This window comes from Candidatus Taylorbacteria bacterium (genome assembly GCA_039934295.1).
Lineage (GTDB): Bacteria > Patescibacteriota > Minisyncoccia > Phycocordibacterales > HO2-43-120 > HO2-43-120.
Map to the genome: position 1 here is coordinate 1 of JBDTMN010000017.1, position 20,100 is coordinate 20,100.

General features: G+C 43.2%; 17 protein-coding genes, 1 rRNA gene and 1 other annotated feature. All 18 genes read right to left on the minus strand.

The genetic code is table 11. From position 1 onward, the window contains the following. Positions 1–163 precede the first annotated feature (163 nt). Positions 164–802 carry a hypothetical protein gene (locus ABI430_04615; GenBank protein MEO8638152.1) on the minus strand — a complete coding sequence of 213 codons (639 nt, stop codon included), beginning with the start codon at positions 800–802 and terminating at the stop codon, positions 164–166. A 293-nt stretch (positions 803–1,095) separates the two neighbouring features. Continuing rightward, positions 1,096–2,028, minus strand: a sequence feature (16S ribosomal RNA rRNA prediction is too short). 171 nt (positions 2,029–2,199) lie between these two features. Next, complete coding sequence (locus tag ABI430_04620; GenBank protein ID MEO8638153.1) at positions 2,200–2,799, minus strand: hypothetical protein; 600 nt, start codon at positions 2,797–2,799, stop codon at positions 2,200–2,202. A gap of 164 nt (positions 2,800–2,963) precedes the next feature. Next, positions 2,964–4,000, minus strand: a 16S ribosomal RNA gene (locus ABI430_04625). A gap of 555 nt (positions 4,001–4,555) precedes the next feature. Continuing rightward, positions 4,556–6,097: a S8 family serine peptidase gene (locus ABI430_04630; GenBank protein ID MEO8638154.1), complete on the minus strand. Its 1,542-nt coding sequence runs from the start codon at positions 6,095–6,097 to the stop codon at positions 4,556–4,558. Positions 6,098–6,355: 258 nt separating this feature from the next. Continuing rightward, positions 6,356–7,489 carry a hypothetical protein gene (locus ABI430_04635; GenBank protein ID MEO8638155.1) on the minus strand — a complete coding sequence of 378 codons (1,134 nt, stop codon included), beginning with the start codon at positions 7,487–7,489 and terminating at the stop codon, positions 6,356–6,358. A gap of 411 nt (positions 7,490–7,900) precedes the next feature. After that, complete coding sequence (locus ABI430_04640) at positions 7,901–8,584, minus strand: hypothetical protein (protein ID MEO8638156.1); 684 nt, start codon at positions 8,582–8,584, stop codon at positions 7,901–7,903. A gap of 73 nt (positions 8,585–8,657) precedes the next feature. Further along, complete coding sequence (locus tag ABI430_04645) at positions 8,658–9,869, minus strand: hypothetical protein (protein ID MEO8638157.1); 1,212 nt, start codon at positions 9,867–9,869, stop codon at positions 8,658–8,660. 158 nt (positions 9,870–10,027) lie between these two features. After that, positions 10,028–11,470, minus strand: a complete 1,443-nt coding sequence (gatA, locus tag ABI430_04650) for an Asp-tRNA(Asn)/Glu-tRNA(Gln) amidotransferase subunit GatA (GenBank protein ID MEO8638158.1) — start codon at positions 11,468–11,470, stop codon at positions 10,028–10,030. 94 nt (positions 11,471–11,564) lie between these two features. After that, on the minus strand, positions 11,565–11,849 hold the full coding sequence (gatC, locus tag ABI430_04655) for an Asp-tRNA(Asn)/Glu-tRNA(Gln) amidotransferase subunit GatC (protein MEO8638159.1): 285 nt from the start codon (positions 11,847–11,849) through the stop codon (positions 11,565–11,567). A gap of 67 nt (positions 11,850–11,916) precedes the next feature. Further along, on the minus strand, positions 11,917–13,932 hold the full coding sequence (ligA, locus tag ABI430_04660; GenBank protein MEO8638160.1) for an NAD-dependent DNA ligase LigA: 2,016 nt from the start codon (positions 13,930–13,932) through the stop codon (positions 11,917–11,919). Positions 13,933–14,144: 212 nt separating this feature from the next. After that, entirely contained in the window at positions 14,145–14,690 is a 546-nt protein-coding gene (locus tag ABI430_04665; GenBank protein ID MEO8638161.1) for a hypothetical protein, read from the minus strand. A 189-nt stretch (positions 14,691–14,879) separates the two neighbouring features. Continuing rightward, entirely contained in the window at positions 14,880–15,473 is a 594-nt protein-coding gene (locus ABI430_04670; GenBank protein MEO8638162.1) for a hypothetical protein, read from the minus strand. Positions 15,474–15,503: 30 nt separating this feature from the next. Continuing rightward, entirely contained in the window at positions 15,504–16,262 is a 759-nt protein-coding gene (locus ABI430_04675) for a type II secretion system protein (protein ID MEO8638163.1), read from the minus strand. Between the two features lie 16 nt (positions 16,263–16,278). After that, positions 16,279–16,923, minus strand: a complete 645-nt coding sequence (locus ABI430_04680; GenBank protein ID MEO8638164.1) for a type II secretion system protein — start codon at positions 16,921–16,923, stop codon at positions 16,279–16,281. A gap of 172 nt (positions 16,924–17,095) precedes the next feature. Continuing rightward, entirely contained in the window at positions 17,096–17,992 is an 897-nt protein-coding gene (locus ABI430_04685; protein ID MEO8638165.1) for a prepilin peptidase, read from the minus strand. Between the two features lie 3 nt (positions 17,993–17,995). Beyond that, entirely contained in the window at positions 17,996–18,571 is a 576-nt protein-coding gene (locus ABI430_04690) for a prepilin-type N-terminal cleavage/methylation domain-containing protein (protein MEO8638166.1), read from the minus strand. Positions 18,572–18,641: 70 nt separating this feature from the next. Continuing rightward, on the minus strand, positions 18,642–19,121 hold the full coding sequence (locus tag ABI430_04695; GenBank protein ID MEO8638167.1) for a type II secretion system protein: 480 nt from the start codon (positions 19,119–19,121) through the stop codon (positions 18,642–18,644). 89 nt (positions 19,122–19,210) lie between these two features. After that, positions 19,211–19,882, minus strand: a complete 672-nt coding sequence (locus tag ABI430_04700; GenBank protein ID MEO8638168.1) for a transposase — start codon at positions 19,880–19,882, stop codon at positions 19,211–19,213. Positions 19,883–20,100: the final 218 nt, after the last annotated feature.

Below are 20,100 nucleotides of genomic sequence, written 5' to 3' on the forward strand. Positions count from 1 at the left end.
CACTTGTAACAGCCAACGAGGGTTGCGTTCGTTACCCCACTTAAGGGAACAATTCCTTAACTTCCTAAATTTCTTTAGAAACCAGACTATACCTTCACCCTTTCCGCGCTAGCGGATTAGGGGATCAGCGTGTTAGCTATCTGTATTAAAGATAACTCCAATCTTATTCTGATTGAGTCGTTACAGGGTTTGGGAGCTTGTATTGCATACTAGGAATAATATAAGGCGTTATGAGTGAATAAAATATTGAATGAGATTTTTTTCGAATAACCATTTTTTCGTTCTTACCTATTACTGTCTCGATTCCATATTGTCTCAATAACACGTTCTGCATATACTCTTTATATTTTCCTTTAAAACTTTCTGTCGAAATTAGACTTTTCTTTCCTGTCCAACAACCATCATCCATATACCATACTGCTAGCGACAAAGGACTGACTCGCAAATCTTTGGGAAAGATTTTTGTTCTCTCCTCATAGAAAATTGTTCGCCAAGGCCTAAAGAATTGTCGAAGTAGAAAAAATATCGATTGATATTCTCTTCCTGTAGTAGCAAGTCTATGAATTATTTCTCTTGGTCGTGCTCCGTAACATAAAGAACATAATTCTTTATGTTTCCATTCAACATATTCTTTTTGCTTTGTTGAATGTTCAATGCGTATTTTTCCTAAAGGGGAAATATATGCATCACCGAGAATACATCCTATGAGAATTTCTTTTTGTCGTTCTGACACGAAAAGTTTGATCCGCTTTCGAGCAGTCAATACAATTGGAACTTCCAAACTTCCCACGGGATTGCCCATATATTTAAGTATAACATTTCTTAACTATATTTGGGTTCCCCCGTTATGAGCTGATTTTTTCATCTCGATCTCTCGAGAAGGGTCCGAATTGAGTTCAAACCACGAACTGACGACGGCCATGCATCACCTGCCTAACTGTCCTTGTGAGACGCTACACGTTTCTGCATAGCTTCAGCTAGGTTTCAAATCCTGGTAAGGTTCTTCGTTTGTCGACGAATTAAACCACATGATCCACTGCTTGTGCAAGTCCCCGTCTATTCCTTTGAGTTTTAGCCTTGCGGCCGTACTACCCAGGCGCTTCTCTTAACGCGTTAGCTTCGCCTCTCAGAGGGTCGATACTCCGAAAAGCTAGAGAAGATCGTTTAGGGCGTGGACTACTGGGGTATCTACAAATTTGTTGCAAAATAGAAGTTATAAAGTAGAAAGTTATAAGGTTATAAAGCAAGATTTAATTCTGACTTTATAACTTGATAACTTTAAAAACTTTTAACTATCTTACTCTGGTGCGGGCATTTCTGCCGCACTCTGCATGTCGCCATGCAGTTCGGACTATATCTTCCAAGCACCATTCTGGTGCTCGGTTTGGCGTATAGTCTCTGAGGGTTTCCGCCAAATACGGCGGATCTTCCCTGCTGATTGTCCGTTGGCCGTCCGTTCTCACGGATTAGGTCGCACTTCAAGATTTTTACGATCGCTCGTACTTGAAGATACTCGGAGTTTCCAGCATATAGCCAAATTATCCCAGCACTTTCTCTAGTGCTGGGGGACCACTCTTCGAAGTACCCCTACTTCTCACTCTTGTCTTTTTTCTTAGACAAAAAAGTGAACATATTCTTTCTTTCAAACATTTGCGAAAGGCAATTTGAAAATTAAGGAGCTCTGCAGAAAAATTCATCTGGCTTCAGGAGTGAAGCGACTCATGAATTTTTCGTCGCAAAGCGACTATAATTTTCAATTACCGAAGCATCGTTTGAAAAAAGAATGTGTGAACGAGATCCCATTCGCTACCCACGCTTTCGTCATTCAGCGTCAGGAGTGCGCCAGTGAATTGCCTTCGCTTTTGGTGTTCCCCATAATATCAACGGATTTCACCCCTACACTATGAGTTCCATTCACCTCTCGCATCCTCAAGTCTAGCCGTTTCCCCTGCATGCCCCCGGTTGAGCCGAAGAATTTAACAAAAGACTAACTAGACCGCCTACTGACCCTTTACGCCCAATAATTCCGGATAACGCTTGGGGCACTCGTATTACCGCTGCTGCTGGCCTCTCTCTTATATTGCTACAAGGATCGGACTATATCATCATCCTTCTTATGAAGGAGCTCGGCGTCTGATGGAAACCTTCCATCTCACCCTCAATCCGCCAAAGGCGGACGCAGGATCAGTCTCTGAGGGGTCAAGCCATAATCGGAGGCATCTTATATGCAAAACAGTTGAGGATATATGGTCGGACAATTTTTAAAAATTTATCACGTCCATTTTTTCCAATATACAATTTAGTATATTTTTTTCCTCTTGAAGTTGGAGTCTGAATCGTAGATTCAATTCCAAAGTTTTCTAACAGAGTATTTTTCAAAAGTGTAACCTCCTTCACCGTAAAAGCATCGGTGCTGTAAGTAAATGAATAATGAGACTTGATTCTATAATCTAAAGTCCCGTCATCCATAAACCATACGGCCAATGTAATCGGTGAAATTAATAATTTACTGATATTTTTTGGAACAATTTTTCTTCTTCCTCGATAAAAAACTTGTCTCCAAGTTTCCATTATTGGAAGAGATCTTGTGCTGAAATACCATTGAAGTGTATCCTGCCTTTGCTTAGGAGCAGTTTTAACTAAACCAGCGAAATGCCGATAAAGCCAAAATACATATTCTTTCTTATTAATTGATTGCTTCACCTGTAAACGGCTTGCCTTGAATTTATCGAACTCAAGACACCCATCTCCAAGTAAAAGCCCTGTTAGAACATACTGTTGTGTTTGCATTAAGGTCATTCCCTTAATTATAACCGACTTCCCTGCTGATTGACTGTGGAGAATCCGCCAAAGGCGGACGCAGCTCTCTACAGTTTTCCAGCATATAAGCCAAGTTTTCGAAGAGCTTTACAGCTCTAAGTCGCGCACGGTAATACAAGTCTTAATGCTAATTTTTTAGAATTGTACAGCGCTAACTGTACTTTTCACGAGTTTAGCAACCCCTTATTCTGGAGCTAATATCAATAAACTTTTTCACTCCCAAAAGACCTTTACGTCCCGAAGGACTTCATCAGTCACGCGGCGTCGCTCCGTCAGGCTTTCGCCCATTGCGGAAGATTCTCGACTGCGGCCACCCGTAGGTGTATGGACCGTCATAGTGTTTTCTCCTCTCACGAAGAGTATCAGACTATACCTTCACCCAAAAAACATAAAATTATTTGGGGCCAACATGTTAGCTATCGTTTTAGCTCTTTCATTGCATTACGATAACTCCCTCCTTTTGAGGAGAAGTCGTTACGGGGCTATACTAAATCAAAATTGAAAAGTCAAAGTGTAAAATGACAGTTAAAAATTAAAAATTTTCAATTTTACGTTGTCATTTTGATTTTTGATATTTACATTTTACATTTTGTAAGCTTCCCACGGTATTGTCTCCATGAATAAATTATATCATAGAGATTCCACCGTTATGAGTTGGTTTTTACATGCAGATTACTCCACATGGAGACAACTTTTATCTCAGTTCCATCGGTGGGGATCGAGCTCTCACTCCCCCTAAGCGTCATAGCCTTGGTAGGCCATTACCCTACCAACTAGCTGATACTTCGCAGGCCGCTCCCAAAGCGATAAATCTTTACCGAGCACCACTTTATTTCCAATATTTTTTTCAATACTATATTTACCTTATGGTTTACATAAAATCTTACTCACTATATTAGACTCAAAGTGGTGCTCGGACTATCGAGAATTATCTAACCTTTCGGCTAGTTATGCTCGACTTCGGGGTACGTACCTACGTGTTACTACCTCGTCTGCCGGTTGTGCGCGAAGCGCACAAGTTATAAAGTTCATAAAGTTATCAAGTTCATAAAGTTAGAATTCAATCTTACTTTATAAACCTTATAACTTTCCACTTTACAAACTGTGTGCTCCGCACACCCCCTTGACTTGCATGCCTTATCCACGCCGCCAGCGTTCATCCTGAGCTAGGATCAAACTCTTAATATAAATTATTTACAGAGTAAATAATTTTTGAACGGAACAAAACAAAGAATACTATTATTCGCAAAGCGAATTCTTTCTTCTTTATTCATGAATCCTGAATCTAGATTCTAGATTCTACCGAGTTCTACCTGCTCTTGAATTATTACATGTATCTTTTTGCACTATTGCTATTTGCACAAAAAGAATTATTTCTTTTCAGACCATGTAATCTGAAAAGATTGACTTGCACATTTTCAACACATTGTGTTGATTATACGTTCTTATTTTATTTCAACTTGAATTGTCAAAGTTCTGACCCCCCTCCGGCACAAATTGGACGAGCCAATACACTTTCTCTTACCTAAGTAAGAAAAATGGCCAGAAATCTAGGGTACGGATTATTATATAGAAAGGAATAAGGATGTCAAACAAATGTGCAGTTACCCTTATGAGGTGACTATCTCTCAGAATTGGGGTGACAAAGGGTAACTGAACAACAATCAGAAAAAGTCAAAAAAATCCCTACGCTGTCAATGACGGCGCGGGGATGATGAAGACCGAACCATAGCCCTCAAAATGACAGTCTAAAAAACTTACTGTCCGTGAGAGGCTCCGTAAAGGTCATGGTACTGTTGGTCGCGGTAAACGACGAAATCTGCGTCGACCATGTGACGAGATCGGTTGACACAAGGAGCGTCTGCGTCCTATTTGTGAACAGATCGGAAAGAACAATCGAAAGAGTGCTCGGATCCGATAACGCAATGCTAACCTTCGGCCATGCAAGTTGCAAGGCATGCAGAAGGTTGATCCTGCCACCGTACTTTGTCTTTGCCTGAAGTTCGGCAGTCGGCGTATCTACGGTGTAGCCCAGACGTTTCAAGGCAAGCGCAGAGGGCTCCTCGGGATAGTGGGCCATAATGAGAGCCAACGAGCCGGATACGATTCCGACGGCAAGCGACGAACCATTGGCATAGATGTAAGGAAATGTCGCCGTGAAACCGGTTGTGGCAATCGCATAGCCCGGAGCTCCGTAATCAATGAACAAATTCCCGCTTGCCGACGCCCCGGCCAAGGCCCGGTCGTCCGGCATGGTGGGAACTGGCACCGCTAAATTTCTGAGCCCGTCAGGATTTGTTGGACTTTGCCCCCACTTTATTGGGTAATCGTCCAGCACCCCGTTGTAGTCTATGTTCGAGTTCAGTGGAGCGGCCACAATTATTTTTCCAAGAGCCTCCGCCTGTTTGCAAAGACCAAGAAGCGCGGTAGAGTTTTGCGCCACCCCCCACGAGCAGTTAATGATTCTCCCGGGCGATTCTACGGCTTTTGACATTCCGATGAGAATCTCGGATAGCAGGAAATTCCGGATTTTGCACGCGACAAGTTTACATCCCGGGCAAATTCCAACTGTGCCGATGTTGTTGTTAATAACCGCGGCGATGACTCCCGCCATTTGCGTTCCGTGGCCCGCTGTGTCAAAGATATTTGAGTCGAGAGGTTGTCCGTCCCACACAACGCCACCAAGGTCGGGGTGATCATATTTTATCCCTGTGTCAACTATCGCAACAATGACACCCTCTCCTGACGCTTGTATGTCCCACGCTTCCTCAAGTCCAATCGAGGCGTTTGTTGTTGCCGGAACACTTGAGATCATCAAGCCGCTTTCATACAGCTCGATTGAAATACCCGTGTTGGTCGCGTACCAGGCATAGGTCTTTCGTCCGAAAATGCCGGGGCTACCTTCCCAGGGAACTGGAGGAAGGTTCACATTATAGTGAAACAATGGGTCGTTCGGCGATACTCGAAGAAAGACGCTCGGGTCTTCAAGCGCGTCTTCTTCAACGATGTAAGCTTCCTCGAGGGAAGCGCGCACGGCCGAAGAGCTCGGTTTCTCCACAATGAGGGAACCCGAAGAGAGTTTATAAACAACACGCACATTGGACAGTGCCAAAGCCACGTCCCTCGCCGACTTATTTTTCTCCGTCAAGATAAGTCGGGTTGGGTTTGTGTTTGTGCGAGAATTGAGAAAGGTCTCCCCATTCACTTGCTCTCTGGCTTTGAGGCCGACTGCGAAAAGAATCGTGGCGACCGTGATAGAGGCAATCAGATTTTTCATGGTACAAAACTATTTCTAGTCGTTTGACATTCTTAAATGACAACGGGAATTTTAGTCCTCTCGTCCAACGCGGGCTGGAGAGATTTTTTCGTCACGCCAAAAGATTTGTCGCACTTCTATCCATAATTAAACCACCTCAAGAGATTCCCATCAATGAATTGACTGTGGATGATTTTAGATGTGGACATTATATTTTATTTTTTAGGGAGTAAAAAAAGCCCAAATCAACTGATGATTCGGGCCGCGTTTCAACACTACTTATTTCGCGTCGTGCAGTCTCCGATTGCGGTCATCAACCATCTTCAAGACTTCGGGAATCCTTCCGATGGGGATTGATTGTGCCGCGTCGCAGAGACCTTTTGATCCATTTTCGGGGTAACCTCCTTCAACCAGGATCATCGCTGGATTATGCACCAAGGCGTCGGCGATGCTCATGAAAACAAGATCATTGTCCATGGTCCCAGCGCTGTGCGAAGGATCGATAGCGACTGGAGCCCAAGAATGGGCTTGTATTGTTTCCGCCCAATGATTATTGGGCGAGAAACGCCACATGCTCTGTGGATCTTGATTTCGTAAACCGCGAAGACAGAGAATAAGCTTTTGATTACCCGCACGTAGGCTTTTTCTGTTATCAAGGCGTCCATTTCGAAGCCACTTCTGTTCCCCGGCAAGGACCCATTCGGCTCGCGCAAAGAGGTCATCAACTTTCTCATCGTCGAGACCATGCTTAAGCATCACAGGAAACTGATGTTGATTTCCGAGAGCTCGAAGGAGGAGGAGGTTTGAGGTTCGAGCACCAACCCAAAGGACAACTGTGCCTTTGTAGCCAACCATTTTCACAGTGTCCTCGACCATTTTGATTTGGTGGGATTCGATGACTTCGGTAAAAACGGCCTCCATACGGGTATCCTTCGCCGCCTTGAGAAGCCAGTAGAGGGCTTGCTCCCCAAACCCGGGGAAAGAATAAGGGTTTGAGCGAGGCTTCCAACAGCCACCTCGGATTGCTTTTACTCCGCAATCAGCAAGTTTTTTTGCAATTTTTCCGACAGAAATATCAACCGTGCATGGCCCTATAACCGGAAGACAGGGTAAGCCGGCGCCAATAGTTATTGAGCCCAATCTGATCTGGTTATAGTCGCCGTGTTTTGATCTGACTGTCACTTGAGGAGGCGTGACACGACGCACCGTATCGACACCTAACATTCTGAAGATGTGTTCCGCTACAGAACAAGTCCGGGCGGATCCGTCCTTGAGTAGAACTTCAGTCACGGTAAACCGTTTACCTCTCGCTTCTTTGACTTCCGGGTTCAGCTCGTACATTTTTGCTTTCTCGACGACAGCTCTTACTTCAGAGCTTCGAGCCGAGATTCCCGCTGACATTTGAATTATCATAGCTTTGTCCTCTTTCGATTGTTGAGTTGTGAGACTAACGAAAAGTTGCGAACTTCCCGAAAACGGTTTACTCAAATGGTGTTCGAGCAAGCCGTTTCCGGGAAAATTTTCAAAGACCTAATTTTTGCGACCCATTTAAAAATTGGTAAACAAAAACGAGCTCATCAAGAGCTCGTTTTTGATATTGTTTAGGAGTAAAGTGGTCTTCTTAACAATCGCAAAGATGAGCTCTCGAAATTGAGCTGGTAAAAAAGAAATAGAAGAATGACCACGCTTTATTTATCATGATGAGTATCATATAGATTACTTTTTTCTTGTCAACCACGAAAGCAGAGTGTAACGTGTAGCGTGTAACTTGCAACATCTGAAAAGATATTTCTTTTTCTTACGTTACACGCTACACGTTTTGCGTTACACTTCCGTGCGGAGCACCTCTTTGTAAAGTTCGATTACTCGCTTCGCCTCGCGTTCGGAAATTAAAAAGTTGGCTCCCTCATGGGCAATTAGATTTCGGATTTTGTGCGCCTCCCACGCTTTGTCCAAATCAGGAAAATCGCCTTTGTTCAAATTTTTTAATTTCTCTCCAAGCGTCTGTCCGAGGAATCCTTTTTTCTCCAACGTCTCCTCAAGAATGATATCGGCTTCGAGAATGGCCAGACGCCAATCGCTCGGATTGTCGGAAGAAAGATGTTCTGTAACACGAGTCCATTTTTGATTTTCCGCCTTTCCATGCGCGGGAGCCAGAGCAGATTCTTCTTTCTTATACAGATGCCTCTCTTCCTTGTTGAGGGCGGTGAGCTTCATAAGGACGTACACAATTCCGATAAGGAGGAGGAGCGCAAGGTACGTGCCGAAAAATTGAAGCACAAAAAGAACGCTCGCCAAAAACCTACCGAAAGCATTTTCATGGAGAAAAGTGATAAACCATTCCCTCATGTTGGGAAGTATGGCACCCACTCCCCCCTCGCCCCCCAAGCGGTAAAGTATGAGGGCGATTACTACGAGAAATGCGACAATACCCGCGATTCTCTCCCCCGCATTTTTCATGCTCGGCGCCCCGCTCGTTGTTTCTTTTGATTTTTTTTCGTCAGCCATAGTATTTAATAAATCCGAAATTCGAAGCACGAAATTCGAAAAAAGAAATAGAGAATAATAAAGACTTTATTTATCACCTAACGGTGTAATTCTTTGTTGTATACGTCCCCTCATCACCAAACCAATCATCAACCCAGTGTACCCTGCTGTCTGTTTCGAACAGCGAAATATCTTTAATTTTATACACCCCATTAGACATCTTATCCCCATTATCCCTGGAATCTAGCATAAGGGACACACGTTGAGCACCAACCATAAGACTAAACTGGCCAGACCTTCCAATCTCTTGACCGTTGGGACACACAAAAGTAGCGGATACAATGTAGCCTCCTGCTTTTTTGGCATCTAACCAAAAACCGACATTTATAATATCAGCTTTCCCATTACCTGTGATGTCTATTGATTCATCGTCAAGCTTAATAAACTGTGCATCACCTGATGAAATAGTGATATAAGTAGACTCTTGGACAGAAATAGATTTGTGGGTAATTTCTTTTCCATGTATATCTTTTCCAGTAACAGTGTAATACACATGATAATCAGCAGGTTTTAAATCAGTGATTGGCATTGCAAAGTATTTTCCATCATGTGCCGGACCATACCCATTAATATTATCGTCTGTAAGAATTGTGTTCATTACAACTTCACCAGTATCATCATTTTTTACCTGGGCCTCTACATGCAAATCAGGAATTAATGTTATCTTTTGGTCCGATAATAATTCTCCTACCCCAATCGACAAAATGATCTCCAAGCCCTCATGGGTCTTGATATATTCCGGTTGGGAAATTATGACAACATTCATATTTCCATAAGAGGCTGAAGGAGACTGGGGAACATCATCCTTGCCCTGATTGCTTATATTGTTGGTTTGTAGATCTGAAGAAATTTTACCAGTGGGATTGTCTATCGTATTATCGGCACTGACAGAGGAGGTGGCTGAAATAAATGGGGACGATGTCGCATTATTTACCGAATTATCACTCTCAATGACAGCCGGAGACGAAAGAGGTTGCTCAGATAAATTTGTCGACTGTATTGGGAGAAAGTAATAGTAAGTTCCGACACCAACAGCACCAACTATTAGTAGAATAACAACCACTGACAATATAGGAAGTAAGTTGGAATGACTAGATTTTTTATGACCTTGTATAACATTAAATACTTCGTTGGCGTCTGACTCTGACCAGCCCCCGCCCTGAATAAGATTTTGTTTGATAGCATCATTATTCAAGCCCTTTGAGAGTTCACTGCGAACATATGAGAGCATTTCATTTGTAATCATACATATTAAATATAGCTTATAAGACTGGTTTTACAAACTAATAATTTTAACAAAAATATCCTGCGAGCCGTCAAAGAGGGAGTGGTAACAGGATATGGAGTCAAAGTAATAATAGAGAAAATAAAGAGTTTTTTCTTAATTTTTATTGTTTTGAATTTTTAATTTTTTTCGGATTTCGGATTTCGTGCTTCGAATTTTTTTCCTATTTCAAACAACAAATCTTCTCGTTGGTGCGGAGCCATAATCTGAAAACCGAGTGGAAGCTCTTTTCCATCGCGTTTTGCAAAGCCCGAAGGTAGCGATATCGCAGGAATTCCGGCCATGTTTGCGGTTACGGTAAAAATATCAGAAAGATACATGGAGAGCGGATCTGTGGATTTTTCTCCAATTTTGAAAGCGGGAGTTGGAGATGTCGGAGTGGCAATAACGTCAACCCCTTCGAAAGCATTTTTAAAATCGTGCTTAATAAGCCCCGTTACGCTATGAGCCCTGTTGTAATATGCGTCATAATATCCGGAAGAAAGAATGTAGTTGCCGAGCATGATCCTTCTTCGAACTTCCGGTCCAAAGCCAAAACTTCGCGTGTTCAGATAATCTCCCAAAAGATTTTCTCCGTTTTTTTTCATACCGTATTTGACGCCGTCAAAACGAGCTAAGTTTGAAGAGCTCTCCGCCGGCATGATGATGTAGTAGACTGCAAGGGAATATTTAATATTGGGCAATGTGATTTCTTTCACTTTGTACCCAAGAGCTTGAAGTTTTTTTATCGAGTCCTCGAAATTTCTTAGAACATCTGCGTCTATTCCCTCTTTCATAAAGTGGTATGGAACTCCGACAGTGAGGTTCTTAGGTGAAAGGTGTGAGGTGTTAGGAAGAGGGTCAAAAGAGGTGCTGTCCATTGAATCTTTACCCTTTATCGCGTTAAATAGTATTTCAACATCTTCGACAGTTTTCCCAATGGGACCGATTTGATCAAGCGAAGACCCCATGGCAATTAATCCGTATCGAGAAACAGCTCCATAGGTGGGCTTCAAACCAACTACTCCGCAAAAACTCGCCGGTTGGCGAACCGAACCTCCCGTATCCGACCCCAAGGAAGCAAGCGCGCCATCCATGGCAACTGCCGCGGCCGAGCCTCCCGAAGACCCGCCTGCAACGCGCGTAAAATCAAGAGGGTTTTTTGTAACTCCGTAAGCAGAATTTTCCGTGGAACTTCCCATCGCAAACTCATCCATATTGGTGCGTCCCAAGAAAACCGCGCCTTCTTTTTTAAGTTTTGAAATCGCCGTTGCGTCATAGGGTGCAACAAAGCCTTCTAAAATTTTGGATGCCGCCCCTGCACGATGGCCTTGCATTAAGATATTATCTTTGAGAGCAAGTGGAATACCGGTGAGTACAGTTGCATTTTTTGATTTCAGCTTTTCGTCTGCAAATTTTGCTTGTGAAAGCACATCATCAAACACTTCGAGATAGGCGTTCACGTCTTTGTTTTGACTTTCAATTGAAGCGAGATATGAGCTAGCCAATTCTACGGCAGAAAAATCACCTTTCGTGAGATGTTCATGAGCTTTTGCAATTGTGAGGTTTGTTAAATTAATCATGAACAGTTCACTGAACTGACTCGGAATAAAGACTCGAAACTGTCACGGAATTTCTCCGATTCTGTTCCGTGCTCTTTGTCCGTGCGGTTCGGTGTCATAAAATCTTCTTCACCTTCAAATACTGCCCTTCCCTCTCCGGCATATTGGAAAGTATGACTTCTGTAAAAATTCCGCTCTGATGAGGCCCGCTATCCTCTCGAAATACGTTGTGAACTCCAAGAACTACCTTCTCTTTTTTTACACTTGAAGTAACTTCCTTTATTTCTCCCACATACGACAAAATAGAGTCAATTTCTTTTTGAAAGCGACTTTTCTCTTCTGAATTAAGCTCAATCCTGGACAGAGCGGCTAGTTTATCTATGTCTTCACCGGTTATCATAATAATGTTTATAATACCACCTTTCTAAGGTTTTTTCATTTCCTGTGACGGCCTAGCCACTACAGCCTTACCGAATCAGATCAAGAAATTCCTGCTCGTTGACAATCTTCACCCCGAGTGCGCGGGCTTTTTCCAATTTGCTTCCCGAGCTCTCGCCCGACACCACATAGGTGGTTTTCGCCGACACGGAACCCGACACCTCTCCTCCTCTGCTTCGAATTCGCTCTTTCGCTTCATCTCTGCCCAACGTGGAAAGCGCGCCAGTAAGAACAAATATTTTTCCAGATAATTTTTTTGAGTCAGCTGTTTCATTTTTCACCCTTTCAATTTTCACCTGCCTTACGAGCTTCCGGACAAGCTCGCGGTTTTTTTTCTCGGAAAACCAGAAAACAATAGAGTTCGCGACGATGGGTCCCACCCCTTCTATGGCTTGAAGTTCCTCTATTTCGGCATTTTGGATAGCTTCCACAGTTTTGAAATGCGAAGCAAGGTCATGAGCCGTCTCTTCGCCGACCTGTGGAATAGAGAGTGAAATAACAAAACGAGGTAGAGTAGTCTTCCGAGCACTCTCAATGGAATCGAAAATATTATCTATAGACTTTTCCCCAAAACGCGGGAGGTTGGCAAAATCACCTTTTTTGAGCTCAAAAATATCGGAGGCCGAAGAGATAAGATTATTGTCCAAAAGAACGTCTATAATTTTCGGCCCCAGACCGTCCATGTTGAAAGCTTTCTTCGAAATAAAATAATAGAGCTTTCGTTTTTGTTGAGCCAACGAATCCTTTTCTACGCACCTCCACGCCGCCTCCCCGGGAACGCGCTCAATGCTCCCGTCCCCGCCACAAGCTTCCACGTGCGAGGGCCATTGAAAAGGTTTCTCTTTGCCGGTGCGCATTTCGGGAAGCACTTTCACAATATCGGGAATGACGTCTCCAGCTTTCCGTAAAATTACCGTATCGCCAACCCGAACATCAAGCCTTTTGATTTCGTCTTCATTATGTAAAGTGGCTCTCGACACCGTCGAGCCCGCGACCGACACAGGTTTCAAATGCGCAACGGGGGTAAGCACTCCCGTGCGCCCGATCTGAAGCGTAATATCCTCAACTGTGGTTGTCACCTCTTCTGCCGGAAATTTTATTGCGACGCCAAAACGCGGAGCCTTGCCGGTGTACCCCAAAGCATCCTGATATTTTTTTTCGTTTACTTTGACCACCACCCCGTCTACGAGATAATCTTCTTTGGGAGCTTTCTTTTGCCACTCCTTCCAGAAACTGACCACTTCGGAAATTGTTTTGCATTTTGCATAGTGTGGATTCACTTTGAAGCCGAGTTTTCTAAGGGTCTCAAGTTCTTCAAATTGGCTCTCGGGAACTCGAGCGATTCTCGCAATGTCGTAAATAAATGTCTTGAGGTTTCTTGCGCGCGCAATAGAAGGGTCTAGCTGGCGGATTGAGCCCGCGGCAACGTTGCGTGGATTTGCGAAGAGCGACTCTCCGGCTTTTTTTCTCGCCTCGTTCAACTTCTTAAATTCCTTCTTGCTCATCCACACTTCCCCTTCCACAATACAATCGGCGTCCTCGGACAAGCGAAGCGGGACCGATTCGATAGTTTTGACATTTTCCGTCACATCTTCTCCCACCGCCCCATCACCCCGTGTCGCCGCAGTCTTTAAAAATCCGTTCTCATATTCCAAAACCACCTTAAGCCCATCAATCTTGAGCTCGCAGGTGTAGGTTGGAGCAACGTCACTGCCGAATGATGATTTCAAAAATTTTTTGACTCGCGTATCAAAGTTTTTGATATCTTCTTCCGTAAAAGCGTCGTTAAAGGACCATTGCGATACTTTGTGCGGAACTTTTTTAAATTCCGGAAGTGGCTTTCCTGAAATCCTTTGGGAAGGCGAGTCGGCGGTTGTAAGTTCGGGGTATTCGGTCTCAATAGAAACAAGCTCTCTCTTCAATGAGTCTAGAGCTTCGGCGGAAATATCTTCACGGTCAAGAACGTGGTAATTATACCTGTGGTGTTCAATCGTTTTTTTGAGTTTTGCGAGCCTCTCCCTTGTGTCCTTTGGAGCTTTTGTCATGCCACTATTATAGAACCTATCCCGATAATAACAAAAAGCATCAAATCAGCGTTTACCCGCTCGAGTGGATAAATCCTGTTTTGAGTAAATACACTTTCCTCCTTCAAAGGATTCCTCCAAAAACCCGCCAAGGGTTACCCTTGGCTGGAAAAAGCCATATTCCTACGTGCCAAGGGTAACCCTTGGAGGATTTTGGGGGTATAGTTAGATTCTTAAGGGCAGACGAAATTTGGGTATTCTGCGCGAAGAGACCTCTCTACTTTTTGAGGGTGGGAAGAGCAGTAATTGTATCCGTCGGATATAATTTCTGTTTTAATTCTGTTAACCCCAAGGCAATCAGGAATATATGATTTTGTCACCGTTACTTTTGCGCAAGGAGCGTTTGAGGTATCTGGACCAGTCTGAAAAGTGGTGACAGTGCCACTAGAAGGAATAATGGGACTTATTGAAATGTTGTTGCAGATAATCGGACTAAAACCATTATTTGCATCTCCAAAATCTGGATCAATATCTGTCTTAAATGCCCTTTGCTTATTATCCCAATACAGAGCGCATTCGAGACCTGCATTCGCGGCATTCATAGATATTTGTGAATCAATAGCAGAAGAAGAGAGAAGATACTGCTTAAGCGAAATGCTGTAAATGCTCACTCCGATTGAAAGCAAAAGAACGGACACTAAAACTGCGTAGAGAATGGTGAACCCCGCAGTAGATTTTCCAGTCGTTTTGCTCGTATTTTTTTGAGTAAAGTGAGACATATGTGTGTAGAGATTAAAATAAAGCTATTGATTGTTTGTGTTTCTACAAAACAAGAGCAACTGGAAAATTCACTGACGGGGTGAAGCCACGTGAATATGTAACATGTAACTTGTAACATGGAAAAATCTTTTTTGCATTTTTGATTTCATGGTCAATTGTTACATGTTACCTGTTACATTTCTTCGGGGCTACCAATTCAGCAGATTCCCGTTGAGAACGACTGTCTGTTTACCAAACCCTTGAGATTGCCATTCTACAGTAACTTCAACCTGCATTTCGTTTTGTCCGAACCCATTATCCAACAGCATGACTTTTACTCCCCTCTTGAAGGGAGACGGAGTCCCTTGGACATACCCGTAACTATTCCTTGTTTCGTAATATTTAAGGTAGGGACAAAAACCCCATGTACAATGATTTATCGCGCTACTACTGTCTCTTAAAGTATCGATAGTACATTGTGGTACGTCGTTCGAATTCCCAGAACAATCAAAAATATCCCCATTAATAAAATCAGTCCAACCGGAGGTATTGACTGCTCCTAACACTTTGTCATCCCTCATTTTTTTTATATATTCAATGGCATCTTGCGCCAAAAAATACGCGGTCAATTTGTCCTTCGTGAGGCTGGCGGAGCTTAGACTCCTCTGCGCAAGGGTAAGCGGACCCACAATGACCATCATGAGGATGGTGATGGCGATGAAGGTTTCGATGAGCGTAAAACCTCCTCGAGTAGGTGTAAGGTGTGAGGTGTTAGGTGTCAGGTTTTTTAAGAATGATTTCATTAATTTAAGATTTGAATATTAGATATTTTATTAGAAATCTGGTGTGCTTTGCGTCACGGACGCCTGCAAGTTAAAATCGGTTCTCTCTTTTGGATTTGTCCCTCCTGCGGTGCCTTTTATTAGTATGATTACATGTGGTTGTAGCGTGTCACTTGGCGGAGTTGACAAGGCGAAAGGCTTTGCCCCTTCGACATAAAACTTTGAGAGAGTGGTATCTATCACTAAATCACTGCCTGTGAGGGAATCCCATTCAATATTATTATATTTCCCATCCATGACTTGAATATCCTTTTTGTTTACGTCAAATTTATAACTAATCTTGTAGGCATCCGAGCCAGGTAGAGCTGGATTTTTATACATAAAACTAAACTCACTGCATCCTGTTACCCCTGCATAAGTGGCATTTGTATGATTGCCTGGAGTGCCATCACAACTATAGCTTGTCCCCACTCGGATATGCCTCGTCATGTTTTCCAAAGCGAAGCTAAGGTTGTCCACAGCCACTTTTGTTGATTGCGATTTGCGATTGGCGCTCGTGATGCTTAAAATCGCGGTCGCGGCAATTACCATGACCACGATAAAGAGCGTGACGGAGACAATCATCTCGATGAGGGTGAAGCCGCGGGAAGGTGTAAGGTGTAAGGTGTAAGGTGTTAGCCCCCCCTTTACACCGTTTATTTTAGATTTTGCTTCCGCCCGGACGAGTGTCCCCGCCAGAATAAATCTTTCCGCCCGGATGATTCGGTCGGAAGGGTCGGGCTGGCGTTCGGACGGGTTGTCATTTTTCATTTTGATATTTGTATTTTTAATTTGGCATTAGAACAGAAATCTGCCCTGTCGATTTTACTTCTACTGTTCTTTTCACACCTTTTGGAGACGTGACTTCGATAACCGCACGCTTCGCCTCACAGCTATCAGTTCCGATACATATAAGTGCCTCCGGTTCTGGTCTTTTAAATGTTATGTCGACAAAATCAATAGTGCAATCTCCGACCCCCCCAGAACTAACTTGGTACACACAAAGGTCAGAAATGACATTTTTAGCTTTCAATTGAAAAGCGGACACCTCTTCTAGTGGATCCTCTGTATATACATTGCTATCATCTAAATCAACAAACAATTGAAATTTCTCCTTAGCAGCCGAAGTGCCGACATCAAAATGAACCCCGTAGGCATAGTTAAAACTTGTCGAATCATATGCCTTCACATTAATCCCATACGTTTGGGCTTGACGAATCGTAAGCGCTATCTCATACGCGAGGTTTGTGATAATCAGGTCGCTCTGGAATCTGGAATTTTTTATAAGAACAGCGGTCGTGAGAACCACAAAAATGGTGATGGTAACGGCGAGTTCGATGAGGGAAAAGCCCCGAGAGGAGTGTAACGTGTAACGTGTAACGTGTAACGTAGGAGAATTGGGGAGAGATTTTTTTTTAAAAGATTTCAACATAGCTTTTTCCAAATCTTCTTCCCCTCCTTTTCCAAGGTGAGAAGTTCTGGGAGAACTTCGCAAGACCTTGAGTATTCGGCTTCCGAAAGCGAAAGGTGTATAGCTTCCGTAGGAAGGGGTGTCGAGTCTTCGAGACGGGGTGGTAATTACCCAAACTTTTTATAAATTCGTATTATAGAAGTGACATGTAAAACGGAAAAAAGTTGACCGAGAAGAAAAAGACGACAAATATCCCGAATATGAGGAACGGTCCGAACGGTATCTCACTCTTCATTGTAAGATGATTCGTGTTTTTATTCAACGCAAAACTTCTGCTTTTGAACCTGCGCGCCACGTGCTTATAGGCGATAAGCCCAAGACCCACGAATGCACCGCTGTAAAACGCAATCATAACCGCAGTCGTGCCTTGCGGAAGGCCGAGGAGCCAGCCCAAACCAAGCGCGAGCTTCCCATCGCCGAAGCCCATCCATTTGCCTCGGGAGAGAAACCAGAGGAGGAAGAAAGGCAGGAACAGGATTGGACCGGCGAGGAGCTCAAGCAAAGAAGGAAACATGTAACTTGTAACGTGTAACGTAAGAGAGGAGGAAAAGAAAAATAATTTAAGAAAAGAAAGAGCGATGAAAGCGTAGACGAGCCCATTGGGGATGATTTTGTGGTGGATGTCGTAGATGGCGATGACGATCAAGAGGCAGAAGACGACAAGAAAGAAGACAAGAGATGTAACTTGTAACGTGTAACGTGTAACGAGTAACGCAAAAGAAGATGAAAAAGAAAAATCGGAAAAGAATTTAAAATATGTGGAGAGGAAAACTAGGCCGGTCACAGTTTCGACGATTGGATATTGGGAAGAGATTTTGCTTTTGCATCCTCGGCATTTTCCCCGCTGAAAAAGGAAACTAAAGATGGGAAAAAGCTCATACCATTTGAGAGTCTTTCCGCATGAAAAACACGCAGACCTTCCGTTTAAAGAGAGCCCCGTGTTGTATCGGAGCGCTACGACATTTAAGAAACTGCCGATGATTGACCCGAAAACAAAAAAAAGAATAGGTACTAAAGCACTGGTGAACATACGCTATGGTTTTACGTCATAACATTTGTCGGGCGACACAGTAGAACCCGCCAAACAGTTCGTTGCATTTCCATTAAAAACAGCTCCAGTTGTGGCCGATTCACCTGAACCAGAAACAACCGCGCGGGTACATGCAGTGCCCAGACTGGTTATATCATTATCATCCGATCCAGAGGCGGCACTGCCTTCCATAATGGCCCCTAAATGATAACTATCGCAAAAAGTCCCCGACCCTAAAGCTGAATATATATAAGATGAATTCAACTGAGGGTCCTTAGGCATTGAGGGTAGATACGATGTAGCTGAAGAAACTAAAGCATCTAAACTTAAAGGATACCCCGTTGATCTATGACTATCATAATACACCGCCAAGGCGAGCTGGATGCTCTTCAAATCTGAAATTCGCTTGGCATCCCTGCCCTTGATTCTCGCGGCATTTAGATTCGGCAATACGATTGCAGTCAAAATGACAATTATCGCAATCACCGTCATGAGTTCGATGAGGGTGAACCCACGAGAAGGTGTGAGGTGTAAGGTGTTAGGTGTTAGATTTTTTTTGAAAGATTTCAACATATGCATATTATAGCTTATACAGTTTCCTTGTGCCACCACCCATGTCAAGGTTGAACCTTAACATGCGAGCTCCCTTCTAAGAATCTTCTGTCCCCCCGCCACCGCCCCCGCCCTCATCCCCGGGAGGTGTCGGACAAGGCAGATTACAATCAGTGATCGGGCACGAAAGCTTAGTTATTTCTTTTTCTATTTCATTACTATCAACACACCAAGCTTTGCTGGAAGAGCTTTTCAGTGGAACATACGCGGCCCATGCAGTACCATCCGCCCCACATATATCAGCATTAGGAGTTTTATTATATGCCTGTGATGCACCGTTCAGGAGCGCGGCAAAATCCGCATCATCACACACACCAGTGAATGTCCCCTTTTCTTGTCCATATACCTCTGCCTGCAATCTCGCATTCTTAAGCTCACCCTTTATCGTGGCGTCTGTCGCTCGATATTTTGAACTAGCAAGCGACACCAAAACGATGGTCGCCAAAATGCCGATGATTGCAATCACCGTCAAAAGCTCAAGCAAAGAAAACCCACTTTGATTTCTTTTCATACTCATACTTACTTACTATTATATCCCCAATCACTTTTTATTGCGAAGCTCCATGTCAAGGACGGTCCTTGATACGGGTGGCGTGGTGATGAGTTTTATACTTCCTCATCCTCTTTGAAATTCAGCCAAGAAGATACGAATTCTTCAAAATCCAAATCCTCACTGAAATAATCCGGAAAAGCTTCTTTTGTCAAAATAATGTTTTCCGGCCTTTTGACTCCAATATAGTCTTGATAACTTGAATATCGATACTCCTCAAGAAATTTTTTTGCTCCAATAATATCAATAATCCCTTTTTCCTTCCAGTCAAATTGAACAAGTTTAATAGGATTCAAATGAATATAGGCAAACTGATATTTCAGATATTCATTAGAATTCAAATGCTTGGCTTTAAATCTGCTCTCAAAGAGCCCGCCGGTGCGATGATATTTTTTGTTTATATACATTGAATATGATGTAAAAATCTTCTTCGCAAATGAGCTGATTCCTCCCTCAATTCTTTCATGAACAAGAATATGCGTATGATTTGGCATCAAACAATATGCTCCAATGTCCACGAGTCCCTCATTTTTTGGCAAAGCAAACAGTTCAGTTGGACTTTTTTTCCAGTGATCGCTCAAATGTATTGATTCTTTTGAATTACAAAGAGACAAAAGAACCATAAAACGAAGATAGTCCTTTTGGTCGAGAAAAATTTTTCTTTTTTCTGTTCCTCTTGTATACAGATGATAAAATTCCCCTATTGAAAAATCGAATTTTCTAAGCATAGTTAAATTTTATATTCTTCAGAGCTCGCATGTCAAGGACGGTCCTTGACATTGAGTTATAAAAAAGGAGAAGATTGGGGCGAAAAAAAACCGCTATGTAGAGCGGTTTCTTCATGTCAAGGACGGTCCTTGCCGGAGGCTTTCGTCCTTGCCGGAGGCTTTGTGAGTTATAAAAAAGGAGAAGATTGGGGCGAAAAAAAACCGCTATGTAGAGCGGT